Below are 18,357 nucleotides of genomic sequence, written 5' to 3'. Positions count from 1 at the left end.
GACAAGTATGCACCTTTTGGTAAGTACCCAAAAAATGTCAAACCCGACCTCTCCTTCGGCGCCGCCTTCACCCGCTGCGCAGAACTGCACGCCGAATTTACCCGGCTTCACCTGCGGCTTAGATGCGACCTTGCGTGTCGTCGCCGGCAAGTGGAAGCCGCTGATCCTGTACTTCCTCGCGCAGGGCGGGCCGACCCGCTACGGCGAGCTCCGCCGATCCGTGCGCGATGTCAGCGACAAGGTGCTGATCCAGCAGCTTAGGGAGCTCGAGGCCGATGGTCTCGTGAAGCGGACCGACTACAAGGAGGTGCCGCCGCGGGTGGACTACAGCCTCACCACGCTGGGCCACAGCCTGGCCCAGGCGCTGGTGCCGCTCTGCGCGTGGGGCACCGAGCACATGGCGGAGGTCAGCCGGGTCTTCGCCGAGCGGGACACCGGGAATACGAAACACGGTAAGCCGACTGCGTCGGCATAGTCGTGCGCTTGCGACACAAGGGAGCGGATCAATGAGCATCAAAGCCGTCGTCTTCGACGCCTACGGAACGCTCTACGACATCCAGTCGGTCGCTGACGTCACCGAGGATGCGTTTCCGGGCTATGGCGAGATCATCACGCAGGTCTGGCGCATCAAGCAGCTCGAATACACCTGGCTGCGCTCGCTGATGCAGCGCTACCAGGATTTTGACGCGGTCACGCGCGAGGCGCTCGCCTATACGCTGCGCGTGCTCGGGCTCGCCTATGACAGCGAGGCATTCGAGCGCGTGATCGAGAAGTACCTGCACCTCGATCTTTATCCGGATGCAGCAAGCGCGCTTGCAGCCTTGAGGCCGCGAAAGCTCGCCATCCTCTCCAACGGTAGCCCGGACATGCTGAACGCGCTGGTGCGCAACTCCGGGCTCGACCGGCTGCTCGATGCCACCATCAGCGTCGATGCGAAGAAGATCTTCAAGCCGAGCCCGGCGGCCTATCAGCTGATCGGCGAGGTGCTTGGCGCCGCGCCGGACGAGGTGCTGTTCGTCTCCTCCAATCCCTGGGACGTCGCCGGCGCAAAATCCTTCGGCCTCAACGTCGCCTGGATCGAACGGGTGACGCCGGAAGCGATGGCGCTGGCTTGCGTCGAGAACGAACTCGTGGCACCGCTGACGATGTTCAGGGCGCTCCGGACCCAGATGGACGAACTCGGCTTTGCGCCGGATCATCGCGTCCGTTCGCTCTCGGAGCTGCCCACCATCGTCGCCCGCCCGTGAGAATCGAATGAGCCTTCAATCCGTTCGCGCCTTCTTCGCCGAGAATGCCCCCGACATCTCCGTCATCGAATCCCCGATCAGCTCCGCCACCGTGACGCTGGCGGCCGAAGCCTATGGCGTCGAGCCGGGACGGATCGCCAAGACGCTGTCCTTGCGGATCGGCGAGCGCGTGATCCTGATCGTCGCCGCGGGCACTTCGCGCATGGACAACAAGAAGGTGAAGGCGCAGTTCGGCGGCAAGCCGAAGATGCTGGGACTGGAGGAGGTCGCCGACATCACCGGCCACGAGGTCGGCGGCGTCTGTCCGTTCGGACTGAGGGCGCCGTTGCCGGTCTATTGCGACGTGTCGCTGAAGGCATTCGACGTGGTGGTGCCGGCCGCGGGCTCGACCCACAGCGCGGTGCGCATCACGCCCGAGCGGATGGCCGAGCTGACCGCTGCCGAATGGGTCGACGTCTGCGAGCACAGGCCGTAAGGCGGCTACGGCGCAGATCGAGCGCATTTGACGCCCGTATAGCCTCGACGGCCTGATGCATTTGCCGGTCAGGGAGGCTACCATAGGGGCCATGACCGACGACAAGGTGAAACGACGACTGACCACCGTCCTCTGCGCTGACGTGCACGGCTATTCTCGCCTCATGGAAGCAGACGAGGCGGGAACGCTGGAGACGCTCCGCCGCTACCGCACTGCCATTGCGGGATTGGTGGAACGTCATGACGGCCGCATCGTGAATACCTGGGGCGATGCCGTCATCGCCGAGTTCGCCAGCGTCGTCGAGGCCGTGCAATGTGCGGTCGAGATTCAGCAGGAAATTTCCAACCAGGATTCGGATCCACCTCACACACCCCCGATGCGGTTTCGCATCGGCATCAACCTCGGAGACGTGATGGTGGACGGTTCCGACATCTATGGCGACGGGGTCAATATCGCGTCACGACTGCAAGAACTCGCCGACCCCGGCGGCGTCGTGATCTCGAGCTCCGTCTACGATCAGGTGCACAACAAATTATCCGTTGGCTTCGACTGTCTCGGTCAGCGACCAATGAAGAACGTTGCGCCCATGACCAGCTATCGGGTGACCATGAGCGGCCGGACCGATCAGGGACGGAGCTTCGCGGTCGACGAAAGCCCCACTCGCCGCGAGGAAGCCGGTCACCTCCAGATTGGCGACAGGCACGAGCCATCCTCGTGGATGCATGTCGTCTCGGATGGGCTGGCAAGGCTGCCCCGCCCGGTTGCAGCGGCCCTCACAGTGTCGGCCTTTCTGATTCTGATCAATGTTTTCACCGGCATGCACAAGATCTGGTTCCATTGGCCAGTCGCAGCACTGCTCTTCGGAGTTGTCTTGCGGACAGCGCTCCGACATCGACCTCAGTCGGACAGCAAGGGGGAGCGCTGAACGAAGCGGTGCCCCTCGGTGTTATTTCACGGCGACGACGATCAATGCGAACCACGGGCCTCGCTCGCGAGGCCTGGCCTGTTCGCAACACTCGGAATCAACAGGATTGGTTTCAGGCCGCCGTTTCACTCGACCAACGGCGCCATCGCGGCGTCGTCAGAAGCACAGCCAACGTTGCACGATACCGTAACTTCGACACCGCTCAGGATGGCGCGCTAAAGCGCGATGAGATTGGGACGGATCATCATCGCGCTTTAGGTTGTTGTTTGAGCATGATCTTTCGGAAAACAGCTGCCACTTTGCGCTAACGCGGCCCTCCGGGTCCGGATCATGCGCTAGTCGTCATCGTCATAAGTCCGCGGGAATGTCGGCGCAGCGGCGGGCGGCGGCGGCGCAGAATTATAGCGCGGTGGCGGGACGGCGCGACCGCGCGGCAGCGGCTGCTGCGGCTGCGCCTGATTGTTGGACTGGAAAACCGCACGGCAGGCGCTCGACAACTGCGGTGTGTTCTGCTGCAAGCAAGCCACGATGCGGTTCCTGTCCGGAATCTGGTCGCTGCACAGGCGCCACACATCGGGCGTGCAGGCCATCTGCTGTTCCATGGTTCCGCGATATTCCTGGGCGAATGCTGCGCTCTGCGCGAAGATGCCGCCGATCGTGAGCGCCACACCCAGCGCAATCCGCTCTGCTCGCATGTCCAGATCCTTCTCGATTCCCTCCAATTCTCATCAATCAATGAGGCGGAGGCGGGTTCTGGGCCAACAACTAAACGTGAAAGCAGGAACTCGATCTTTCCGGTGATTTTGCGCCTGCGTCGAGGGCGACGGCGACGTCCCTTCGCTAACTGCGGCCGTCCGTTTCCATCTGCCGTACCTTCGCATCGGAAGGCGTCATGCCAAAGCGCCGGCGAAAGGCCCGGTGAAAATACGAGACGTCGTTGAAGCCGGAGAGATAGGCCAGGTCGCTGATCTTGGCCGCCCGGTGCATCGGATCGCGCAGCAGCCGTGCCGCCCGCAGCAGCCGCTGTTCCAGCATGAACTCCGAGAACGTGACGCCGCTGCGCTCGAACAGCAATTGAATGGTGCGAGGGCTGGCGCGATGGCGCAGCGCGAGGTCGGCGAGCGCGAGGCTGCCGTCGCCGAGCCGCGCCAGAATGTCGGCCTTGATGGCTTCCAGCCGAGCCGCGGGGAGGCCGCGCTCTTTCGCCAATTCGGTGGCGTCGCGCCTGCCCCCGAGCACCAGCACCATCAGATCCATCAGGTGTTGCGAAACGGTGTGCTGCGCCAGCGCATCGAGTCCCTCGGCGTGCTGAACCGCGAAGTCGTAATATCGATGCAGCAGCGCAGTGAGCGCCGGATTATGATCGAGCGGCCGCGCAACGCTGTCTTCGGCATCGGGGCAATAAGACAGCAGCGTCTTGCGGTCGAACAAAGCCGCCTTGTTGCCGCCCTCCTCGAGCTGCGAGACGAATGCGCCTTTGATGGAGGCGTCGATGAGACTGATGCCCAGCGGGGCAACTTCGAGCGCGCGACGGCCCATGACCGCGTGCAACGGCGAATCCGGCGCAATCAGCAACGCCAGATTATCGCTGGCGTTGAGCGTCATGAATCTGATCGGCGTGCCGTTGCAGAAGGATATGGTTGCCTGCGGCAACATCAATGCTTTGACGTCGCAGTGAAAAGAGCCCTCGGACAAGGGCGCAAGATCAGCTGCCATCACGCGACGGCAAAATTCCTCCCGCCACATCTCATAGGCCGGCCCACGCGGGTCGCCGGTATAGCCGAGGCGCGGCGGGCCGTGGATCGATTGGTCATCGGCCGCCATCGGCGCGCGTCTCCGGTCTGGTGTAGCGGAATACCAATATCGCCTTGGCCGATGCGCGCAACGCGCCTCAGACAAGGTTGCGCGGCAGGCCATCTCAATTTGCGCCTTTGTCCATTTGGTGCGTCAACGCGCAGCGCTGCCAGCCCAGCCGTGCGTGGCGTCGCCGCAACAGGCCGGCGCAAACCGGCGTCCTTGCGCCTTTAGCCATAATGCGTTTCGCACGGCTCCAAGAAACGGCGCGGCGTCCCCGCTAGCAGTTGAGAGACTGCCACGAGAGAATTGTTGTCGGTGCCGATTGGAATACAGACCCGCGCGCAAGACGTCGTGACGGCGACCGTCCTGCGCAACAGGCTGCTCGTCACGACGGCACTCGCGCCGATCATGCTCGGAGGTCTGCTCTCACTGGCACCCGCGCCCGCGCTCGCGGCCTGCAACGTGGCTGGCACCGGCGTCATTGGTGCGCTCAATTCGGGCGATGTGGCGACCTGCACCGGGCTCGGCAACACCGACCACATCAACGCCACCGGCGGCAGCAACATCACGGTCACTGTCGGCGACGGGACGTTGACATCGCTGGTGCCGGGCGCCGGCATACCCGCAATCGTTTTCGACGGCACCATCGCTTCGCATGTCACCATCAGCAATCAGGCGACGGCTTCGACCTACAGCGGAGCCGTTCTGCTTTCCAACGGATCGAAGCACAACAATGTGACGATCGCGGCCGGCGCGATCGCGGAGGGTACGGGCAACGCCGAAGCGGCCATCGTCATCGACAATTCCAACGACAATCTCATCAACATTCGCGGGACGGCGGTCGGCACCGGAGGAAACACGACCGGACTGCGAATCAGCGGGACGTCGAGCGGCAATACCGTCCTCGTCTATCAGGGCGGATCGATCGGCGGCGGCCATACCGGCGTGCAATTCATTGCCGGCGGCAACACCCTCATCAATGGCGGCACGATCTCCGGCGGCTTCTTCATCGCCATCCAGGGCTCCTCCGGCTCCGACACTGTCCTCAATGCCGGAACCATCTCGGGCGGCGGCAGTGGAGCGGTCGACCTGTACGGCGGCGATGACGTGCTCGGCCTCGCCCCCGGCTCGACGATCACCGGGAATGTTCGCGGCGGGACCGGCACCGACACGCTGAACCTTGGCAGCGCCGGCAGCGCCTCGTTCGACCTCGGAACGCTCGGAGCCGGTCTGCAATACGACGAATTCGAGCAACTGGCGAAAACCGGTACCTCCGTCTGGACGCTGACCGGCACCACCGCCTTCAACGGCGCGACGACTGTCGATGCCGGCGGCCTGATCGTGAACGGCACATTGCCGTCGGTGGTCACCGTCAATGGCGGCTATCTCGGCGGCACCGGCACGGTCGGGGGCATCGTCGTCAATAATGGCGGCATGGTCGCCCCCGGCAATTCGATCGGGACGCTCAACGTCAGCGGCAACGTCACCTTCAACGCCGGCTCGACCTTCCAGGTCGAGATCAACGCCGGCGGCCAGTCCGACAAGATCGCGGCAACGGGCACGGTCACGCTCAATGGCGGCACGGTGCAGATCGTGCCGCTCGGCGCGGGCTTCCTCGCCAACACCCAATATACGATCCTCACCGCGACCGGCGGCGTCAGCGGCACGTTCGCGACGCTCACGACCTCGGGCAGCCCGCTGGTCTCCGGACAGCTCAGCTACGACGCCAACAACGTCTATTTCATCCTGCAGCAGATCGGCGGCTTCGGCACGCTGTCGGGCCTGACGCCGAACCAGGCCGCAGTGGCCGGCGCGCTCGACCAGGCGCAGGCTGGCGGCGCATCGGGAGCGCTCGGCACAGCGATCAACACGCTCGCCGCGCTCAATACGCCGGGCATCAAGGCCGGCCTCGACGATCTCGCCGGGCAAATCCATGCCGACGGACGCCGCTTCACCGCCGATCAGGCCGACATGTTCCAAAACTTCATGTGGAACGCCGGCACGCAGTCGCGCGGCGAAGCCGTACGCATGTCGGCCTCGTCCTATGCGGAGGAGCCGGCGGACCCGATCGGGAAGGCGCTGAGCCGTCGTCGCGCGGCGCCGCTGCCGAGTGTCTGGTTCGGCGGTTACGGCAATTGGGACAAGGTGGCGGCGAGCAACATTGCGTTCGGGACGAGCACGGCCGTCGGCGGCGCGGCGCTCGGTGCCGATCTCTGGCACATGCCTGGCTTCACGGCGGGCGTGGCGGTGGGCGCATCGACCGGCCAGTTGCGCATAGCCGGCCGCGCCGACCGCATCGAGGCCAATGCCGGGCATGCCGGCGTCTACGCGCGCGGCGAAGCCGGCGGATTCAATGTCGCATCCGCCATAAGCTATTCCTTCGCGGCACTCGATTCCTCGCGCACGATCTCGTTCCTCGGCGAAACTGCGACCGCCTCCTCGCGAGCGAACACATTCGCCGTCTCGCTCGGCATCGCGCGTCCGTTCGCGGCCGGATGGGGCTTTACAGCCGAGCCGTTCGCCAAGGCCGACTGGTACGCGACCCGGCAGGGCAGCCTGTCGGAAACCGGTGCGCCCGGCGTCAATCAGCTGGTGCGGCCCGGCAGCTTCGACGTCGGCTATGGCACGCTGGGCCTGCGCGCCAATCAGCGCGTGACGATGCCGAACGGTCATGCCGCGCAGCTCGGCGCGACATTTGCCGTGCGCCATGAGTTCACCGGCAGCGCCGCGACCACGACGGCGGCCCTCGAAGGCGCCCCCGGCATTCCGTTCGCGATCACCGGCGTCGAGCGCGCGCGCACGGTGGCGCTCACCGGGGCCGAGCTCCGCTGGGACCTCAAGGCCGCGACGTCGTTGAAGGCGTCTTACGAAGGTGCGTTCGCATCGGGATACGACCGGCACACATTGCGGGGACTGGTCCGCACCGAATTTTAGAACGCGCCCTACTCCACCTTGCCGATCTTCTTCACCGCCGCGATCAGCCGGGCGCTGTCGGCCGCGACGAATTGCGAGAAGGCCGGCGCGTCCTGATAGGCGACGAGACTGCCTGATGTCTCGAAGGCCTTGAGCACGTCGGGGCTGGTCATCACCTGTGCCATCGCTTCGCGCAAGCGGCTGGCGATCGGCGCGGGAAGAGAGCTCTGCGCAAACAGCCCGGCCCAGATGTACATCTCGACGTCCTTGTAGCCGAGCTCCTGGAATGTCGGCACGTCAGGGAAGCTCGCGATGCGCTGCGCGCCGCAATTGCCGAGCACACGCAACTTGCCGTCGTCGACCTGCGGCTTCAGCGTCCCCGGTGCCGCCGCGATCGCCTGCACGGTGCCGCTGAGCAACGCAGTGAGCGCAGGACCCGCGCCGCGGAACGGCACGTGCATGAGCTTGATGCCGGCGCTGTTCGCAAACATTTCCATCGCCACATGCAGCGTGCCGTAGGGCCCCGACGAGCCGTAGGTGATCTGGCCGGGACGCTTCTTCGCATCCTCGACGAAGTCCTGCGCGGTCTTCCAGGGCGCCGACGCGGGCACTGCGAGCAGCGTGGGGTCGGCCAGCACGCGCGCGATCGGCATGAACTGCGAGACCTCGTAGGCAACGGCACGATCGAACAGCCGGTCGGCCTCGGGGAGCACCGCGAGCGAGGACAGCGTCATCAAAAGCGTGTAGCCGTCGGGCTCGGCGCGCGCCGCGGCGGCATTGCCGACCGATCCACCACCGCCGCCGGCGCGGTTGTCGACGATGACGGGCTTGCCGAGGATCCGCTCCAGCGCCATCGCCACCGGGCGCGCCGCGAGATCGGCCTGGCCGCCGGCCGGGAACGGCACGATCATGGTGATGTTGCGCGCCGGATAGGCTTGCGCGAAGGCCGGATCCGGCCAGGCAGCCCGCAGCAACGGCAATGCCGCAGCCGCGCGCAGGAGATCGCGTCGATCCATGGTGGTGCCTCCCCCAGATTTTCTTTGTTTCTCCGGCCAGCCTAGCGTGGCGGCCGGCAAGAACAAGCCGTTTACGAAGCGTTAACCATGTCCGGCCGGGTGCGGAACGCATCGGCGGACCTGCGGGTTGCCCTTCCCGGGAGGGAGTGATGCACAATCTTGGGACTATCGACGTCGCTCTGGACGAGATGCTGGTCAATCTCGCCGCGATCGTCTTGCGGCTTTCGGAGCCGGATGTGACGCGAACGCCGGAAGCGCGGCGGGCCCTGGCGAAATCCGTCCATCAATACGCGGTGTGCGCAGCCCACTCGACCGATCCTCGGGTTCACGAATTGAAGGCGCGATTGGAAGGGACGCTGAAGCCGAACCTGCGCATCGTTGCGATCAACGGCGAGAAGGTGTCGTAGTCACACTCCGTCATTGCGAGCGCAGCGAAGCAATTCGGAGTGTCTCCGCTGTGGGATTCTGGATTGCTTCGCTGCGCTCGCAATGACGAGATCGTCGGGAACGCTCGCGCTACGCTCCCTTCACCTTCCCGCGCGGCCGCCGCTTGCACGTGCCCGGAAGCTTCGCCGCGAGGAAATCGCCGAGGGCTTCGACGCGTGCGGGACGCGGGCCGCCGGGCGGGGTCACCAGATGCACGGCGCCTTCGGCCTGCTTCCAGTCCTTCAGGATGACTTCGACGGCGCCGGAGGAGATCGCTTCGCCGACGATGAATTCGGGCAACTCGGCGATGCCGAGGCCTGCGATCAATGACGGCATCACGGCTTCGCCGTTGTTGACGCGAAGCGGGCCGCCCGGACGTACGCTCGCCTGCTCGCCGGCCGAATTGGTGTAGTGCCAGATGTTGGGCGTCGACATGTAGGCGTAGCTGAAGCATCTGTGCTCGGCCAGATGCATCGGATGCGTCGGGCGGCCGTGACGCCTCAGATAGGACGGCGCGGCCACGGTGAAGCGCGGCATGGTGAAGAGCCGGCGCGCGATCAGCGAGGAGTCCGGCAGCCGCGCGATCCGCACCGCCATGTCAAAGCCCTCGCCGATCAAATCCACCGTCGCATCGCTTAAGTGAAGATCGACCGAGACTTCCGGATAGGCCTCGAAGAACTCCGGCAGCAGCGGCGCCACCGCCTTGATGCCGAACGTCATGGGCACCGCGAGCCGCACCAGGCCGCGCGGCGCCACCGATTGCGCCAGCGCCTCGTTCTCGGCCGCCTCGCCGTCGGCGAGCAGACGCGTCGCGCGGTCGGCGAGCTTATGGCCGGCATCGGTCAGCGCGAGCCGGCGCGAGGTGCGGTTGAACAGGCGGGCGCCGAGCCGCTCCTCCAGCCGGGTCACGGCCTTCGAGACCGTCGCCTTGGACATCGCGAGCTCGCTCGCGGCTCCCGCAAACGACCGTAATTCCACGACTTTTGCGAAAATCGCGAGCGCCTCGAAATCGGGGAGTTTTGCCATGGCCTCGGTCCAATCGGAGAATTTCAGGAAACAATGCGTTTCGACAGTTTCTATTTCTATACCACAGGCGGAGGCTTATCCAAGGGTCAATCGCAAACCCACGGAATGGAGAAATCCAATGACCAAGAAGCTCTCAGGCAAGGTTGCCCTCGTCACCGGCGGCTCGCGCGGCATCGGCGCGGCCTCCGCCCGCGCACTCGCCGATCAAGGCGCGGATGTCGCCATCAGCTATGTCGCCTCGCCCGACAAGGCGGAAGCCGTCGTCACTGAACTGAAGGCCAAGGGCGTCAGGGCGCGTGCCTTCAAGGCGGACCAGGCCTCGGCGAAGGACGTGACGCAGCTCGTCAACGACGTCGCCAAGGAATTCGGCCGTCTCGACATCCTCGTCAACAATGCCGGCGTCGCCGCCGGCGGCGCTGTCAACGATGCCAATGCAGATACGGACGCGCTGGCGCGCCAGGACCAGGTCAACGTGCATGGCGTGATCGCGGCGATCCGCGCCGCCTCGCAGCTGATGGGTGAAGGCGGCCGCATCGTCACCGTCGGCTCGATGCTCGCCGACCGCGCCTCGTTCCCGGGCCTTGCCGACTACGTCGCCACCAAGGCGGCCGTCGTCGGCTACACCAAGGGCGCGGCGCGCGACTTGGGTCCGCGCGGCATCACCGTCAACGTGGTGCAGCCCGGCTCGATCAACACCGACATGAATCCGGACGACGACCGCGACTTCGCGGAAGCCCAGCGCAAGCAGCACGCGCTGCAGCGCTTCGGCCGGCCCGAGGAAGTCGCCGCCGGCGTGGTCTTCCTCGCAAGCCCGGAAGCCTCCTTCGTCACCGGCACGGTGCTCAATGTCGACGGCGGGTTTGGCGCGTAACGCCAACCCCCACCCCTCCAATCAGGACCCACTTCCATGATCGAACTCAGACCTTTCGCAAAGCTCGGCGGCGCCGACCACGGCTGGCTCAAGGCCAAGCACCATTTCTCCTTCGCAAGCCATTATGACCCGAACAACATGGGTCACGGCGCCTTGCGGGTGTGGAACGACGACGAGATCGCGCCGAACACCGGCTTTCCCGCCCATCCCCACGCCAACATGGAAATCATCACCTATGTGCGCGAGGGCGCGATCACCCACCAGGACAGCCTCGGCAACGAGGGGCGCACCGAAGCGGGCGACGTGCAGGTGATGAGCGCCGGCAGCGGCATCCGTCACTCCGAATACAATCTCGAGCCGACCCAGACGCGGATCTTCCAGATCTGGATCGAGCCGACGCAACGCGGCGGACAGCCGACCTGGGGCTCAAAGCCTTTCCCCAAGGCGGATCGCTCCGGCAAGCTCGTCACCATCGCGAGCGGCTTCGAGAATGACACGGACGCGCTGCCGATCCGCGCCGATGCGCGGGTGCTCGCCACCACGCTGAAGGCGGGCGAGAGCGCGGAGTACGAGCCGCAGACGTCGCGGCATCTCTACCTCGTGCCTGCGGCGGGTGCCGTCGAGATCAACGGCGTTCGCGTCAACGCCCGCGACGGCGCCGCGATCCGCGACGAGGCCAGGCTGAAGATCACGGCGCTCGAAGACTCCGAGCTCGTGCTCGTCGACGCCGCCTAACGATCCAAACGACCAATCATCCCACCAATCCCAACGGAGACCACCGTGACCAAAGTTCTCGTCCTCTATTATTCCGCCTATGGCCACATCGAGGCGATGGCCAATGCCGTCGCCGAAGGCGCGCGCGAGGCCGGCGTCACCGTCGACATCAAGCGCGTGCCGGAGCTGGTGCCGGCCGAGGTCGCCAAAGCCTCGTATTACAAGCTCGACCAGGCAGCGCCGGTGGCCAAGATCGAGGATCTCGCCAACTACGATGCAATCATCGTCGGCACCGGCACCCGCTTCGGCCGGATGGCCTCGCAGATGGCGAACTTCTTGGACCAGGCCGGCGGGCTCTGGGCCAAGGGCGCGCTGCACGGCAAGGTCGGCGGCGCCTTCACCTCCAGCGCGACCCAGCATGGCGGCCAGGAGACGACGCTGTTCTCGATCATCACCAACCTGCTGCATTTCGGCATGGTCGTGGTCGGCATGAACTACGGCTTTGCCGGCCAGATGAAGCTCGACGAGGTCACGGGCGGTGCGCCCTACGGCGCCACCACGATCACCGGCGGCGACGGCAGCCGCCAGCCCAGCGCCAACGAGCTCGCCGGCGCGCGCTATCAGGGCCGGCAGATCGCGGAGACGGCCAAAAAGCTGCATGGCTGATGCGACATGGCTGATACGAATTGGGCGGCATTCTCCTTCGGGAATGCCGCCCCATATGCGTGAGCAGGATATTTCACCCAAAGCGAGACGAATGGCTTTCGAACTCTTGTTGATCGCGCAGATGATCCGCAAGCCAGCGCAGGCGCTGGCGCGGCGCTGGTACTGCCGCAGCCTGTTTCGCGCCTCGCGCGGCCGGTTTCACTGCGCCGGGTGCACGGGATCGTGAGGCGGCAATTCCGCTAGGCCTGCGTGATGTCGGCGTGAGGCTGAACTGACTCCACTGGCATGGGCGCCGGCGCCGTCGACAGCCACCAGCCCTCGCCGGCAAACCAGCATGTCTCGTCGGGAGCACCGTCTCTCCGCAGCGACTGCACACCCTCCCATCCTCTCGCAAACGCCTCGCGCAGTCGCCGGGCGGCATCCGCATCCTGCAATCCCGCGCAGCCGATGAACTGGGCGCGGCTGAGGAATTTCGCAGGCCAGATCGCGCCGTCATCCGGGCGGGTAATCATCAACATGCCGCCGAGCGTGCCTTCCGGCGCGAGCGGAAACACCAGCCGGCCGCCGGGCCGCAGCGCCTCGAGCCATTCCGCCGCCGGCTGCGCCGCGCCCGCGCAGACATAGATCACGTCCGCAGCCGGCAGATCGGAGGCGATGCCCGAACGGTCGCGCACGTCGACATGAGCGACATCCTTCAGATTGTCGCGCGCAAGTCCCGCCAGACGCTCGTCGATCTCATAGGCATGAACGCGGCCACGCGAACCCACGAGATGCGCGAGGATCGCGGTGTAATAGCCGCTGCCCGCGCCGATCTGGATCACAGTCTCGCCCTCCCTGACGGCGCAGCCGGTGAGCCAATAAGCGTGCGCACTGGGCATGCCTATATTGAGGCCGCGCGCCGGATCCAGCGCGAGCAGCGCGTTCTGGTACAGGAAGGCGGGATCATCGTCAGGCGTGACCACATAGGGATGACCGCCGAGACAGATCGACCACGGCCCGGGCCCGACGAAAGGCTCGCGCCTGACGGTCCGAAAGGCCTCCTCAAGTCGGGGATCCGCAGACTTCGCCGCGGAGCAGATCAACTGCGCATAGAATGCGCGATATTTTGCCGAACGATCTTCCATGTCGCCTCCGGAAAACGAGGGCGACGATAACACGACGGGTGCGACAACCGGAAGTTTCGAGGGCTTTGTGACGGCGCGGTGACGTGCCGATCACGCAAGCCGCGCCTCAACTGCGTTCGGTTTTCTTCCTGACGAGATCCTTGCCGATCGGCCGCGCGGGCTCGCTCCGCAGCACCAGCGAGGTCGTGACAGTGCCGAAGCCGGCAATGCGATCCACGATCGTCTCGAGGTCCTCCGGGGCAGGAACGAGCACCTTGAGCACGAAGCAGTCGTCGCCGGTCACGCGATGGACTTCGATGATGTGAGGAATCTCGCTGAACCGTTTGAGGCAGGTCTTGATGTGCTCGTGCGAGGTGCGCAGTCGCACCAGCGCCATCAGGCCGAGCCCGAGGGCGCGCGGGTTGATGCGGGCGCCGTAGCCTTCGATGATGCCGGCTTCCTCGAGCCGCTTGACGCGTTCGGAGATCGCCGGCTGAGACAATCCGACGGAGCGGCCCAGCTCGGACAGTGGCACGCGCGCATTGGTTTGCAGCGCCTCGAGGATCTTCAAATCCTTGGCGTCGATGCTTCCGAAGCGATCCAACAAAATTCTCCCTTCCGCCTTGAGATCATCGGCAGATGGTCGATTCCGCCGATGACTTGCCATGTGATGCAGGACCGCGGTCGGTCACACTGCGACGTCATCTCAGATATCACGGGACGTTCATGCACGACATCATCACATTGCCCGGCCTCGGCGGCTCCGGCGACACCCATTGGCAGACGCTGTGGGAGCGCACTGATGCGCGCTTCACGCGATTCCAGCCGGCGAGCTGGGATCGGCCGGACCTTGGCGACTGGGAGCAAGCCCTGGAGCGCGCGCTCGCACGCTGCGCCAAGCCGCCTGTCCTGGTCGCCCACAGCCTCGCCTGCCTGCTGGTGGCGCACTGGGCCGCGCGCTTCCCATCCGCGATTGCCGGCGCCTTTCTAGTCGCCGTGCCCGATCCGGATGGCGGAAATTTTCCCGCGGAGGCCATGGCGTTCAAGCCGGTGCCGGAACGCCCGCTGCGCTTTCCCGCACTGATCATCGCGAGCACGAATGATCCCTATGGAGCGATCGAGGTGACACGGCGGCGGGCGCAGGACTGGCAGTCCGGCCTGATCGTGCCGGGCGCACTCGGCCACATCAATGCCACGAGCGGGCTCGGCGACTGGCCGCAGGGACGCGCATTGCTCGACGCCTTTCGCGCAGGCCTTCCGAGATGACGGCGAAACAGAGGGCGCCCGTCAGCGCGCCACCTTGCCCATCGCCCGCGCAGCCAAGGCGGCGAGCCTGGGGTGACGGCGCAGGCCCTGCGCGGCGTGGTCGCGCCAGGCGAAAGGCGCACCGCGCCAGGACAGCGCGACGGTGGCATCTGTCAGCGGAACCTGCACGGCGCCCAGCCGGCGCTTGTAGTCCTGATTGCCGATGCTGAGATCGAAGCGGCGCACGCCTTGTGCATGCAGCGCCTCCATGGTGCGTTCGGTCGCGAGCAGTCCGGGAGAAAAGTTTGCCCAGGTTCTGCCGGTGTGACTGATGCGCAGCAGGAGGTAAGTCGCACCGTGGCGGACGCCGAACGTCGTCGCCGCGATGCCCTTGTCACAGACCAGAGCCGAGATGACGGCATAACCTTCAGCCACACCCTGGCGCGCCACCTCGCGATAGAATCGGGCGTGAACATCGTCGTTCAGGACGAAAGGCGAGCCAAGCTGTCTCATCCGCTCTTCCTGCTGCATGTCCATCACGTCGAGGAATTCACGCGCGCGCTCGGCATCCGTCGCGATCTCGAACCTTGCATTGCCAAGGCGGCTGAAGACGCGCCAGCACCGCGGCATCTGCATGCGCCTGATCGAGGCCTGATAAGCTTCATAATCGTCGCCGATCAGGACGAGGTTACCGTTGACCGAGCAGGATCCGGTACGGCCGAGCGACACCAGCGGGTTCGGCTTGCCGCCGACCTGGGCCGGCATCTTCTTCAGCCGCAGCAGGTCGAAGCGGTCGGGCAAAGCGCGCAACGCCTCGACCAGCGCCTTGCCGATCGCATCCACAGCCGCCGGGTCCCGCGCGGCATCGAGCGCCAGGATCGGGGCGTTGTTGTCGCAGACGCCGAGATCGGCGAATTCGACAATGCGGATGCCGCGCCTGACATGGCTGATCATCGGCACGAGCGCGATGTCCCTGCCGGTCGCGACATCGGAGATCACGGCGATCAGCGGCGCAGCGTCGCCAAACGCCTCGTACCAGGCGCCGAGCCAGTATCCATGCTGGAAAGCGGTGCGATGGCCGGCACTCAGGCGCGCGGCGGCCTGCCGCCAGTCACGCAGGAAATCGACCGCGATTCCCGGCGTGCTGGACACAAGACCATCTGGCTGCTCGACGCTGAGAAACGTCATCCCCGGGACATACGATTACTGAATGTTTCCAGATAGATTATGTTTTGTCGCAGACCACAAGCGACGTCGCGGCTTATCGTTAAGCCGGTGCAACCACGGCGCCACGAGTGCGACAAGCTGTCAGCGTTGGGGTTCCGTCTGGTCAACGCATTGGAACCTTGCGAGGAAGTGCAGGCCCGCCACCGCGAGGGCGAACATGAACCAGATCGGATTCTGCCGTTCGAGCAGGAAGGTCTCGGTGGCGCCGTAGTACAGGCCGAACAGCCAGACGGTCAGGAACAGCTTTGCCAGTGCGCTGCCTCGGTTGTGAGCCTGGGCGGACTGGAAATTACGGAGCGGCGCGAGCACGAAGACGAGGATCACCAGCAGCAAGCCCGGAAGGCCGATGGTGACCGCGAGATCGAGATAGGAGTTGTGGCTGTGCGCGGCTGACGTCGCCCATTCGGCGCCCTGGGCAGTCTGCCGCGCGGAGACGTCGTCCCAGAAAGCCGCATAGCCGTGACCGATGAGCGGCTTTTCGGCCACGGCCGCGAGCGCGAACTCCCAGATGGCGGAACGGCCGGTGAAGGTGGGATCGAGCGGAAGCAGCCGCGTCATCGCCCCGAGCGCCGGGCTCAGCACGCTGCCCACCGTCAGCAGGTTCATCGCGATCAGCGGCACGAAGCAGATGAGCCGCTTCAGCCACAGGCTGCGCGCGACATAGACAAGCGAGGCCAGCGCGTAGATCGCAAGGCACAGCACCGAGGAGGTCTTGCCGCCGGTGAAGATCAGGAAGATGCCGGCGAGCACGGCGATCGCCGGCCCCATCACGAACGATCCGACGGCGGACAGGTAAATGCCGACATAGACCAGCACGGTCATCACCGGCGAAGCCACGTTCTTGTGGCCGAAGCTGCCGCGCCAGTCGCCGGCGAGCTGCGGCTCGGTGACGTCGAGCGCGGTGTGGATCGAATATTGCGGGGCGAGGACAACGCCGAGATAGCACAGCGCGAGCAGCGCGAGTGCGGCGGCGCCGAGGCACAAATTGAAGCTGCGCTGCGTCGGCGGCAGGAGTGGCAGCAGAACGGCGAGCGAGGTCACGCTGGCCGCGAGCACGAAACGCTGGATCGAGACGCCGCGACTCTCGGAGAAGACGATGTTGATCAACAGCCAACCGACCAGACACACATGTAGCGGTGTCACCAGGCTCTTCAACGCGGGTGCATCCGTGACCGCGACGAGCAGTACCGCGACCGCAGCCAGAAGACCCCAGGCGACGTAGGTCAGCGCCATACGTCCGCCGACGACGGTGGCCGCGTCCTCGCTGCGCAGGTCGGGAAACGGATCGAGCGTCACCAGGATGAGAAGCAGGGCCGCAATCGCGACGAGACAGCGCGCCGCCCGCATGGCGTTCAGCCCGGCAAGGCCCTCGCGCAGGATGTGGCCGAGCGATGGGGCCTCGACGTCGGTGGTGTCAGCGGCGCTGCGATCCATGGCTCAAGGCAGGTGGTGAAGCCGGCGGAAGCCTCACGTCCTACCTCATCCCCGTTAACCGTCCGTCAACCAGTGCGGCCGAGCGGCGCTGGCGCACTCCTCCATATTTCCGCAAGCTCAATGCCGTCGACTTAACGTTACTTGACGAAACCGGCGACGCGCAGATCTCGCCCGCAATGATTTGCCGGCAATGCGAGTATCATCCGGCCCGAGTTTTTCGATCGCGGGTCCTGCCAGCGCGCAGACCGCCCCGGTTAACGGATCATTAAGAACGAGCCGCCGCTTGATCACCGCAGAAGACATTCTCGAACTGCCGGCCTCATCTCGCGTGGCGACGCCGGCGCGTCCGCCGCTGCAGGTCGGCTCGACCATTGCGGTGTCCGTCGTCATTCCCGCCAAGAACGTCGCCGCCTATATCGGCGAAACCCTCGCCAGCGCGCTGTCGCAGGGCGAGGTGGGCGAAGTGATCGTCGTCGACGACGGCTCGACCGACCAGACCGTCGCGATCGTTCGCGCCATCCGTGACCCGCGGCTGCACCTGATGAGCAACGACTCCGCCGGCGTGTCGGCAGCGCGCAATCTCGGCGCGCGGCATGCGGGCGGCGAGTGGCTGCTGTTCCTCGACGCCGACGACCGCCTGCGCCCCGGCGCGGTGGCGGCACTGCTCGCGACGGCGCGCGATGCTCCACGCGCGGTTCTCGTCTACGGCGACTACAACACCATTGACAGCGAAGGACGGCAGATCGGTCGGCGGGGCCTGTTGAAAGGGCGCCGCAAGCCCTCCGGCGACGTGCTGGCACGGCTCGCCAGCGGCAACTTCATCGTCAATGGCGGCATCGCGCTCGCACGCGCCGAGGCGTTCCGCGCCATCGGCGGCTTCGACACCTCGCTCAGATATTGCGAGGACTGGCATTGCTGGTGCCGCCTCGCCGCGATCGGCGAGTTCGAGTTCGCACCGAAGCTGCTGCTCGACTACCGCCTGCACACCGCCAACACCATGAACGCGGCGGTACGGACGCCGAAGGATTTCTTTCCCGCGATCGCGCGTGTCTTCGACGACGGCCTGATCCTGGCGAGACTGCCCGCGGGCGCGGCCGCCGGGCTGCGCCTCGCCGCGGAGATTCATCTCGTCACCTATTCGGCGATGCAAGCGGTCCGCTTCGGCAGATATCGCGACGCCCTTGGCTATCTCACGATGGTTGGCCGGCGCTCGCTCAAGGCGCTGCCGCGCGCCGCGGCCAGGACAGCTCTCGCCCGCTTCGGCATCTAACC

Annotated in this window: 20 protein-coding genes; 12 read left to right on the top strand and 8 right to left on the bottom strand. The window is 65.6% G+C overall.

Translation table 11 applies throughout. From position 1 onward, the window contains the following. Window positions 1-34: 34 nt before the first annotated feature. The 4 genes from N2603_RS05855 to N2603_RS05840 all read left to right on the top strand — a co-directional run bounded on the left by N2603_RS05855 (window position 35) and on the right by N2603_RS05840 (window position 2,647). Window positions 35-475 carry a winged helix-turn-helix transcriptional regulator gene (locus tag N2603_RS05855; RefSeq protein ID WP_260388027.1) on the top strand — a complete coding sequence of 147 codons (441 nt, stop codon included), beginning with the start codon at window positions 35-37 and terminating at the stop codon, window positions 473-475. Window positions 476-506: 31 nt separating this feature from the next. Beyond that, complete coding sequence (locus N2603_RS05850; protein ID WP_260388026.1) at window positions 507-1,247, top strand: haloacid dehalogenase type II; 741 nt, start codon at window positions 507-509, stop codon at window positions 1,245-1,247. Between the two features lie 7 nt (window positions 1,248-1,254). Then, window positions 1,255-1,722: a YbaK/EbsC family protein gene (locus N2603_RS05845; RefSeq protein ID WP_260388025.1), complete on the top strand. Its 468-nt coding sequence runs from the start codon at window positions 1,255-1,257 to the stop codon at window positions 1,720-1,722. A 91-nt stretch (window positions 1,723-1,813) separates the two neighbouring features. After that, window positions 1,814-2,647, top strand: a complete 834-nt coding sequence (locus N2603_RS05840) for an adenylate/guanylate cyclase domain-containing protein (protein ID WP_260388024.1) — start codon at window positions 1,814-1,816, stop codon at window positions 2,645-2,647. Between the two features lie 335 nt (window positions 2,648-2,982). Here the strand turns inward: N2603_RS05840 and N2603_RS05835 are convergent, their stop codons facing one another. After that, window positions 2,983-3,342 (bottom strand): hypothetical protein, encoded by a 360-nt coding sequence (locus N2603_RS05835; RefSeq protein WP_260424154.1) that lies wholly within the window; start codon window positions 3,340-3,342, stop codon window positions 2,983-2,985. 145 nt (window positions 3,343-3,487) lie between these two features. Continuing rightward, a complete protein-coding gene (locus tag N2603_RS05830; protein ID WP_260388023.1) occupies window positions 3,488-4,471 on the bottom strand; it encodes a helix-turn-helix transcriptional regulator in 984 nt (327 codons plus the stop codon). Between the two features lie 288 nt (window positions 4,472-4,759). Here N2603_RS05830 and N2603_RS05825 point away from each other — a divergent pair, with 288 nt between their 5' ends. Further along, complete coding sequence (locus N2603_RS05825) at window positions 4,760-7,378, top strand: autotransporter outer membrane beta-barrel domain-containing protein (RefSeq protein WP_260424153.1); 2,619 nt, start codon at window positions 4,760-4,762, stop codon at window positions 7,376-7,378. A gap of 8 nt (window positions 7,379-7,386) precedes the next feature. On the opposite strand, the gene N2603_RS05820 is transcribed toward N2603_RS05825, so the two are convergent. Further along, complete coding sequence (locus tag N2603_RS05820; protein WP_260388022.1) at window positions 7,387-8,373, bottom strand: tripartite tricarboxylate transporter substrate binding protein; 987 nt, start codon at window positions 8,371-8,373, stop codon at window positions 7,387-7,389. Between the two features lie 149 nt (window positions 8,374-8,522). Here N2603_RS05820 and N2603_RS05815 point away from each other — a divergent pair, with 149 nt between their 5' ends. Then, on the top strand, window positions 8,523-8,780 hold the full coding sequence (locus N2603_RS05815; protein WP_260388021.1) for a hypothetical protein: 258 nt from the start codon (window positions 8,523-8,525) through the stop codon (window positions 8,778-8,780). Between the two features lie 109 nt (window positions 8,781-8,889). Here the strand turns inward: N2603_RS05815 and N2603_RS05810 are convergent, their stop codons facing one another. After that, window positions 8,890-9,825: a LysR family transcriptional regulator gene (locus N2603_RS05810; RefSeq protein ID WP_018648454.1), complete on the bottom strand. Its 936-nt coding sequence runs from the start codon at window positions 9,823-9,825 to the stop codon at window positions 8,890-8,892. 118 nt (window positions 9,826-9,943) lie between these two features. Here N2603_RS05810 and N2603_RS05805 point away from each other — a divergent pair, with 118 nt between their 5' ends. From N2603_RS05805 to N2603_RS05790, 4 genes are all read left to right on the top strand, one after another. After that, complete coding sequence (locus N2603_RS05805; protein ID WP_018648455.1) at window positions 9,944-10,696, top strand: SDR family NAD(P)-dependent oxidoreductase; 753 nt, start codon at window positions 9,944-9,946, stop codon at window positions 10,694-10,696. Between the two features lie 36 nt (window positions 10,697-10,732). Next, a complete protein-coding gene (locus N2603_RS05800; RefSeq protein ID WP_018648456.1) occupies window positions 10,733-11,431 on the top strand; it encodes a pirin family protein in 699 nt (232 codons plus the stop codon). Window positions 11,432-11,476: 45 nt separating this feature from the next. After that, window positions 11,477-12,076, top strand: coding sequence for an NAD(P)H:quinone oxidoreductase (gene wrbA, locus N2603_RS05795; protein WP_260388020.1), 600 nt, complete (start codon window positions 11,477-11,479; stop codon window positions 12,074-12,076). Between the two features lie 91 nt (window positions 12,077-12,167). Then, window positions 12,168-12,302, top strand: coding sequence for a hypothetical protein (locus tag N2603_RS05790; protein ID WP_018648458.1), 135 nt, complete (start codon window positions 12,168-12,170; stop codon window positions 12,300-12,302). A 13-nt stretch (window positions 12,303-12,315) separates the two neighbouring features. Here N2603_RS05790 and N2603_RS05785 read toward each other — a convergent pair whose 3' ends face one another. Both N2603_RS05785 and N2603_RS05780 read right to left on the bottom strand, forming a co-directional pair. Then, window positions 12,316-13,200: a protein-L-isoaspartate O-methyltransferase family protein gene (locus N2603_RS05785; protein ID WP_260388019.1), complete on the bottom strand. Its 885-nt coding sequence runs from the start codon at window positions 13,198-13,200 to the stop codon at window positions 12,316-12,318. A 106-nt stretch (window positions 13,201-13,306) separates the two neighbouring features. Continuing rightward, window positions 13,307-13,783, bottom strand: a complete 477-nt coding sequence (locus tag N2603_RS05780) for an Lrp/AsnC family transcriptional regulator (RefSeq protein ID WP_018648460.1) — start codon at window positions 13,781-13,783, stop codon at window positions 13,307-13,309. A gap of 122 nt (window positions 13,784-13,905) precedes the next feature. Between N2603_RS05780 and N2603_RS05775 the strand changes: the two genes are divergently transcribed. Then, window positions 13,906-14,445: an RBBP9/YdeN family alpha/beta hydrolase gene (locus N2603_RS05775; protein ID WP_260388018.1), complete on the top strand. Its 540-nt coding sequence runs from the start codon at window positions 13,906-13,908 to the stop codon at window positions 14,443-14,445. A 21-nt stretch (window positions 14,446-14,466) separates the two neighbouring features. Here N2603_RS05775 and N2603_RS05770 read toward each other — a convergent pair whose 3' ends face one another. Both N2603_RS05770 and N2603_RS05765 read right to left on the bottom strand, forming a co-directional pair. Continuing rightward, complete coding sequence (locus N2603_RS05770; protein WP_260388017.1) at window positions 14,467-15,612, bottom strand: GNAT family N-acetyltransferase; 1,146 nt, start codon at window positions 15,610-15,612, stop codon at window positions 14,467-14,469. Window positions 15,613-15,732: 120 nt separating this feature from the next. Continuing rightward, complete coding sequence (locus N2603_RS05765) at window positions 15,733-17,085, bottom strand: O-antigen ligase family protein (protein ID WP_260388016.1); 1,353 nt, start codon at window positions 17,083-17,085, stop codon at window positions 15,733-15,735. Between the two features lie 283 nt (window positions 17,086-17,368). On the opposite strand from N2603_RS05765, the gene N2603_RS05760 reads away from it, so the two are divergent. After that, complete coding sequence (locus N2603_RS05760; protein ID WP_018648464.1) at window positions 17,369-18,355, top strand: glycosyltransferase; 987 nt, start codon at window positions 17,369-17,371, stop codon at window positions 18,353-18,355. The last annotated feature ends 2 nt before the right edge of the window (window positions 18,356-18,357 follow it).

Origin of the sequence: Bradyrhizobium huanghuaihaiense, assembly GCF_025200885.1 — a bacterium.
In the GTDB taxonomy this organism is placed as follows: Bacteria; Pseudomonadota; Alphaproteobacteria; order Rhizobiales; family Xanthobacteraceae; genus Bradyrhizobium; species Bradyrhizobium huanghuaihaiense.
This window is presented reverse-complemented; position numbering and strand designations above follow the sequence as displayed.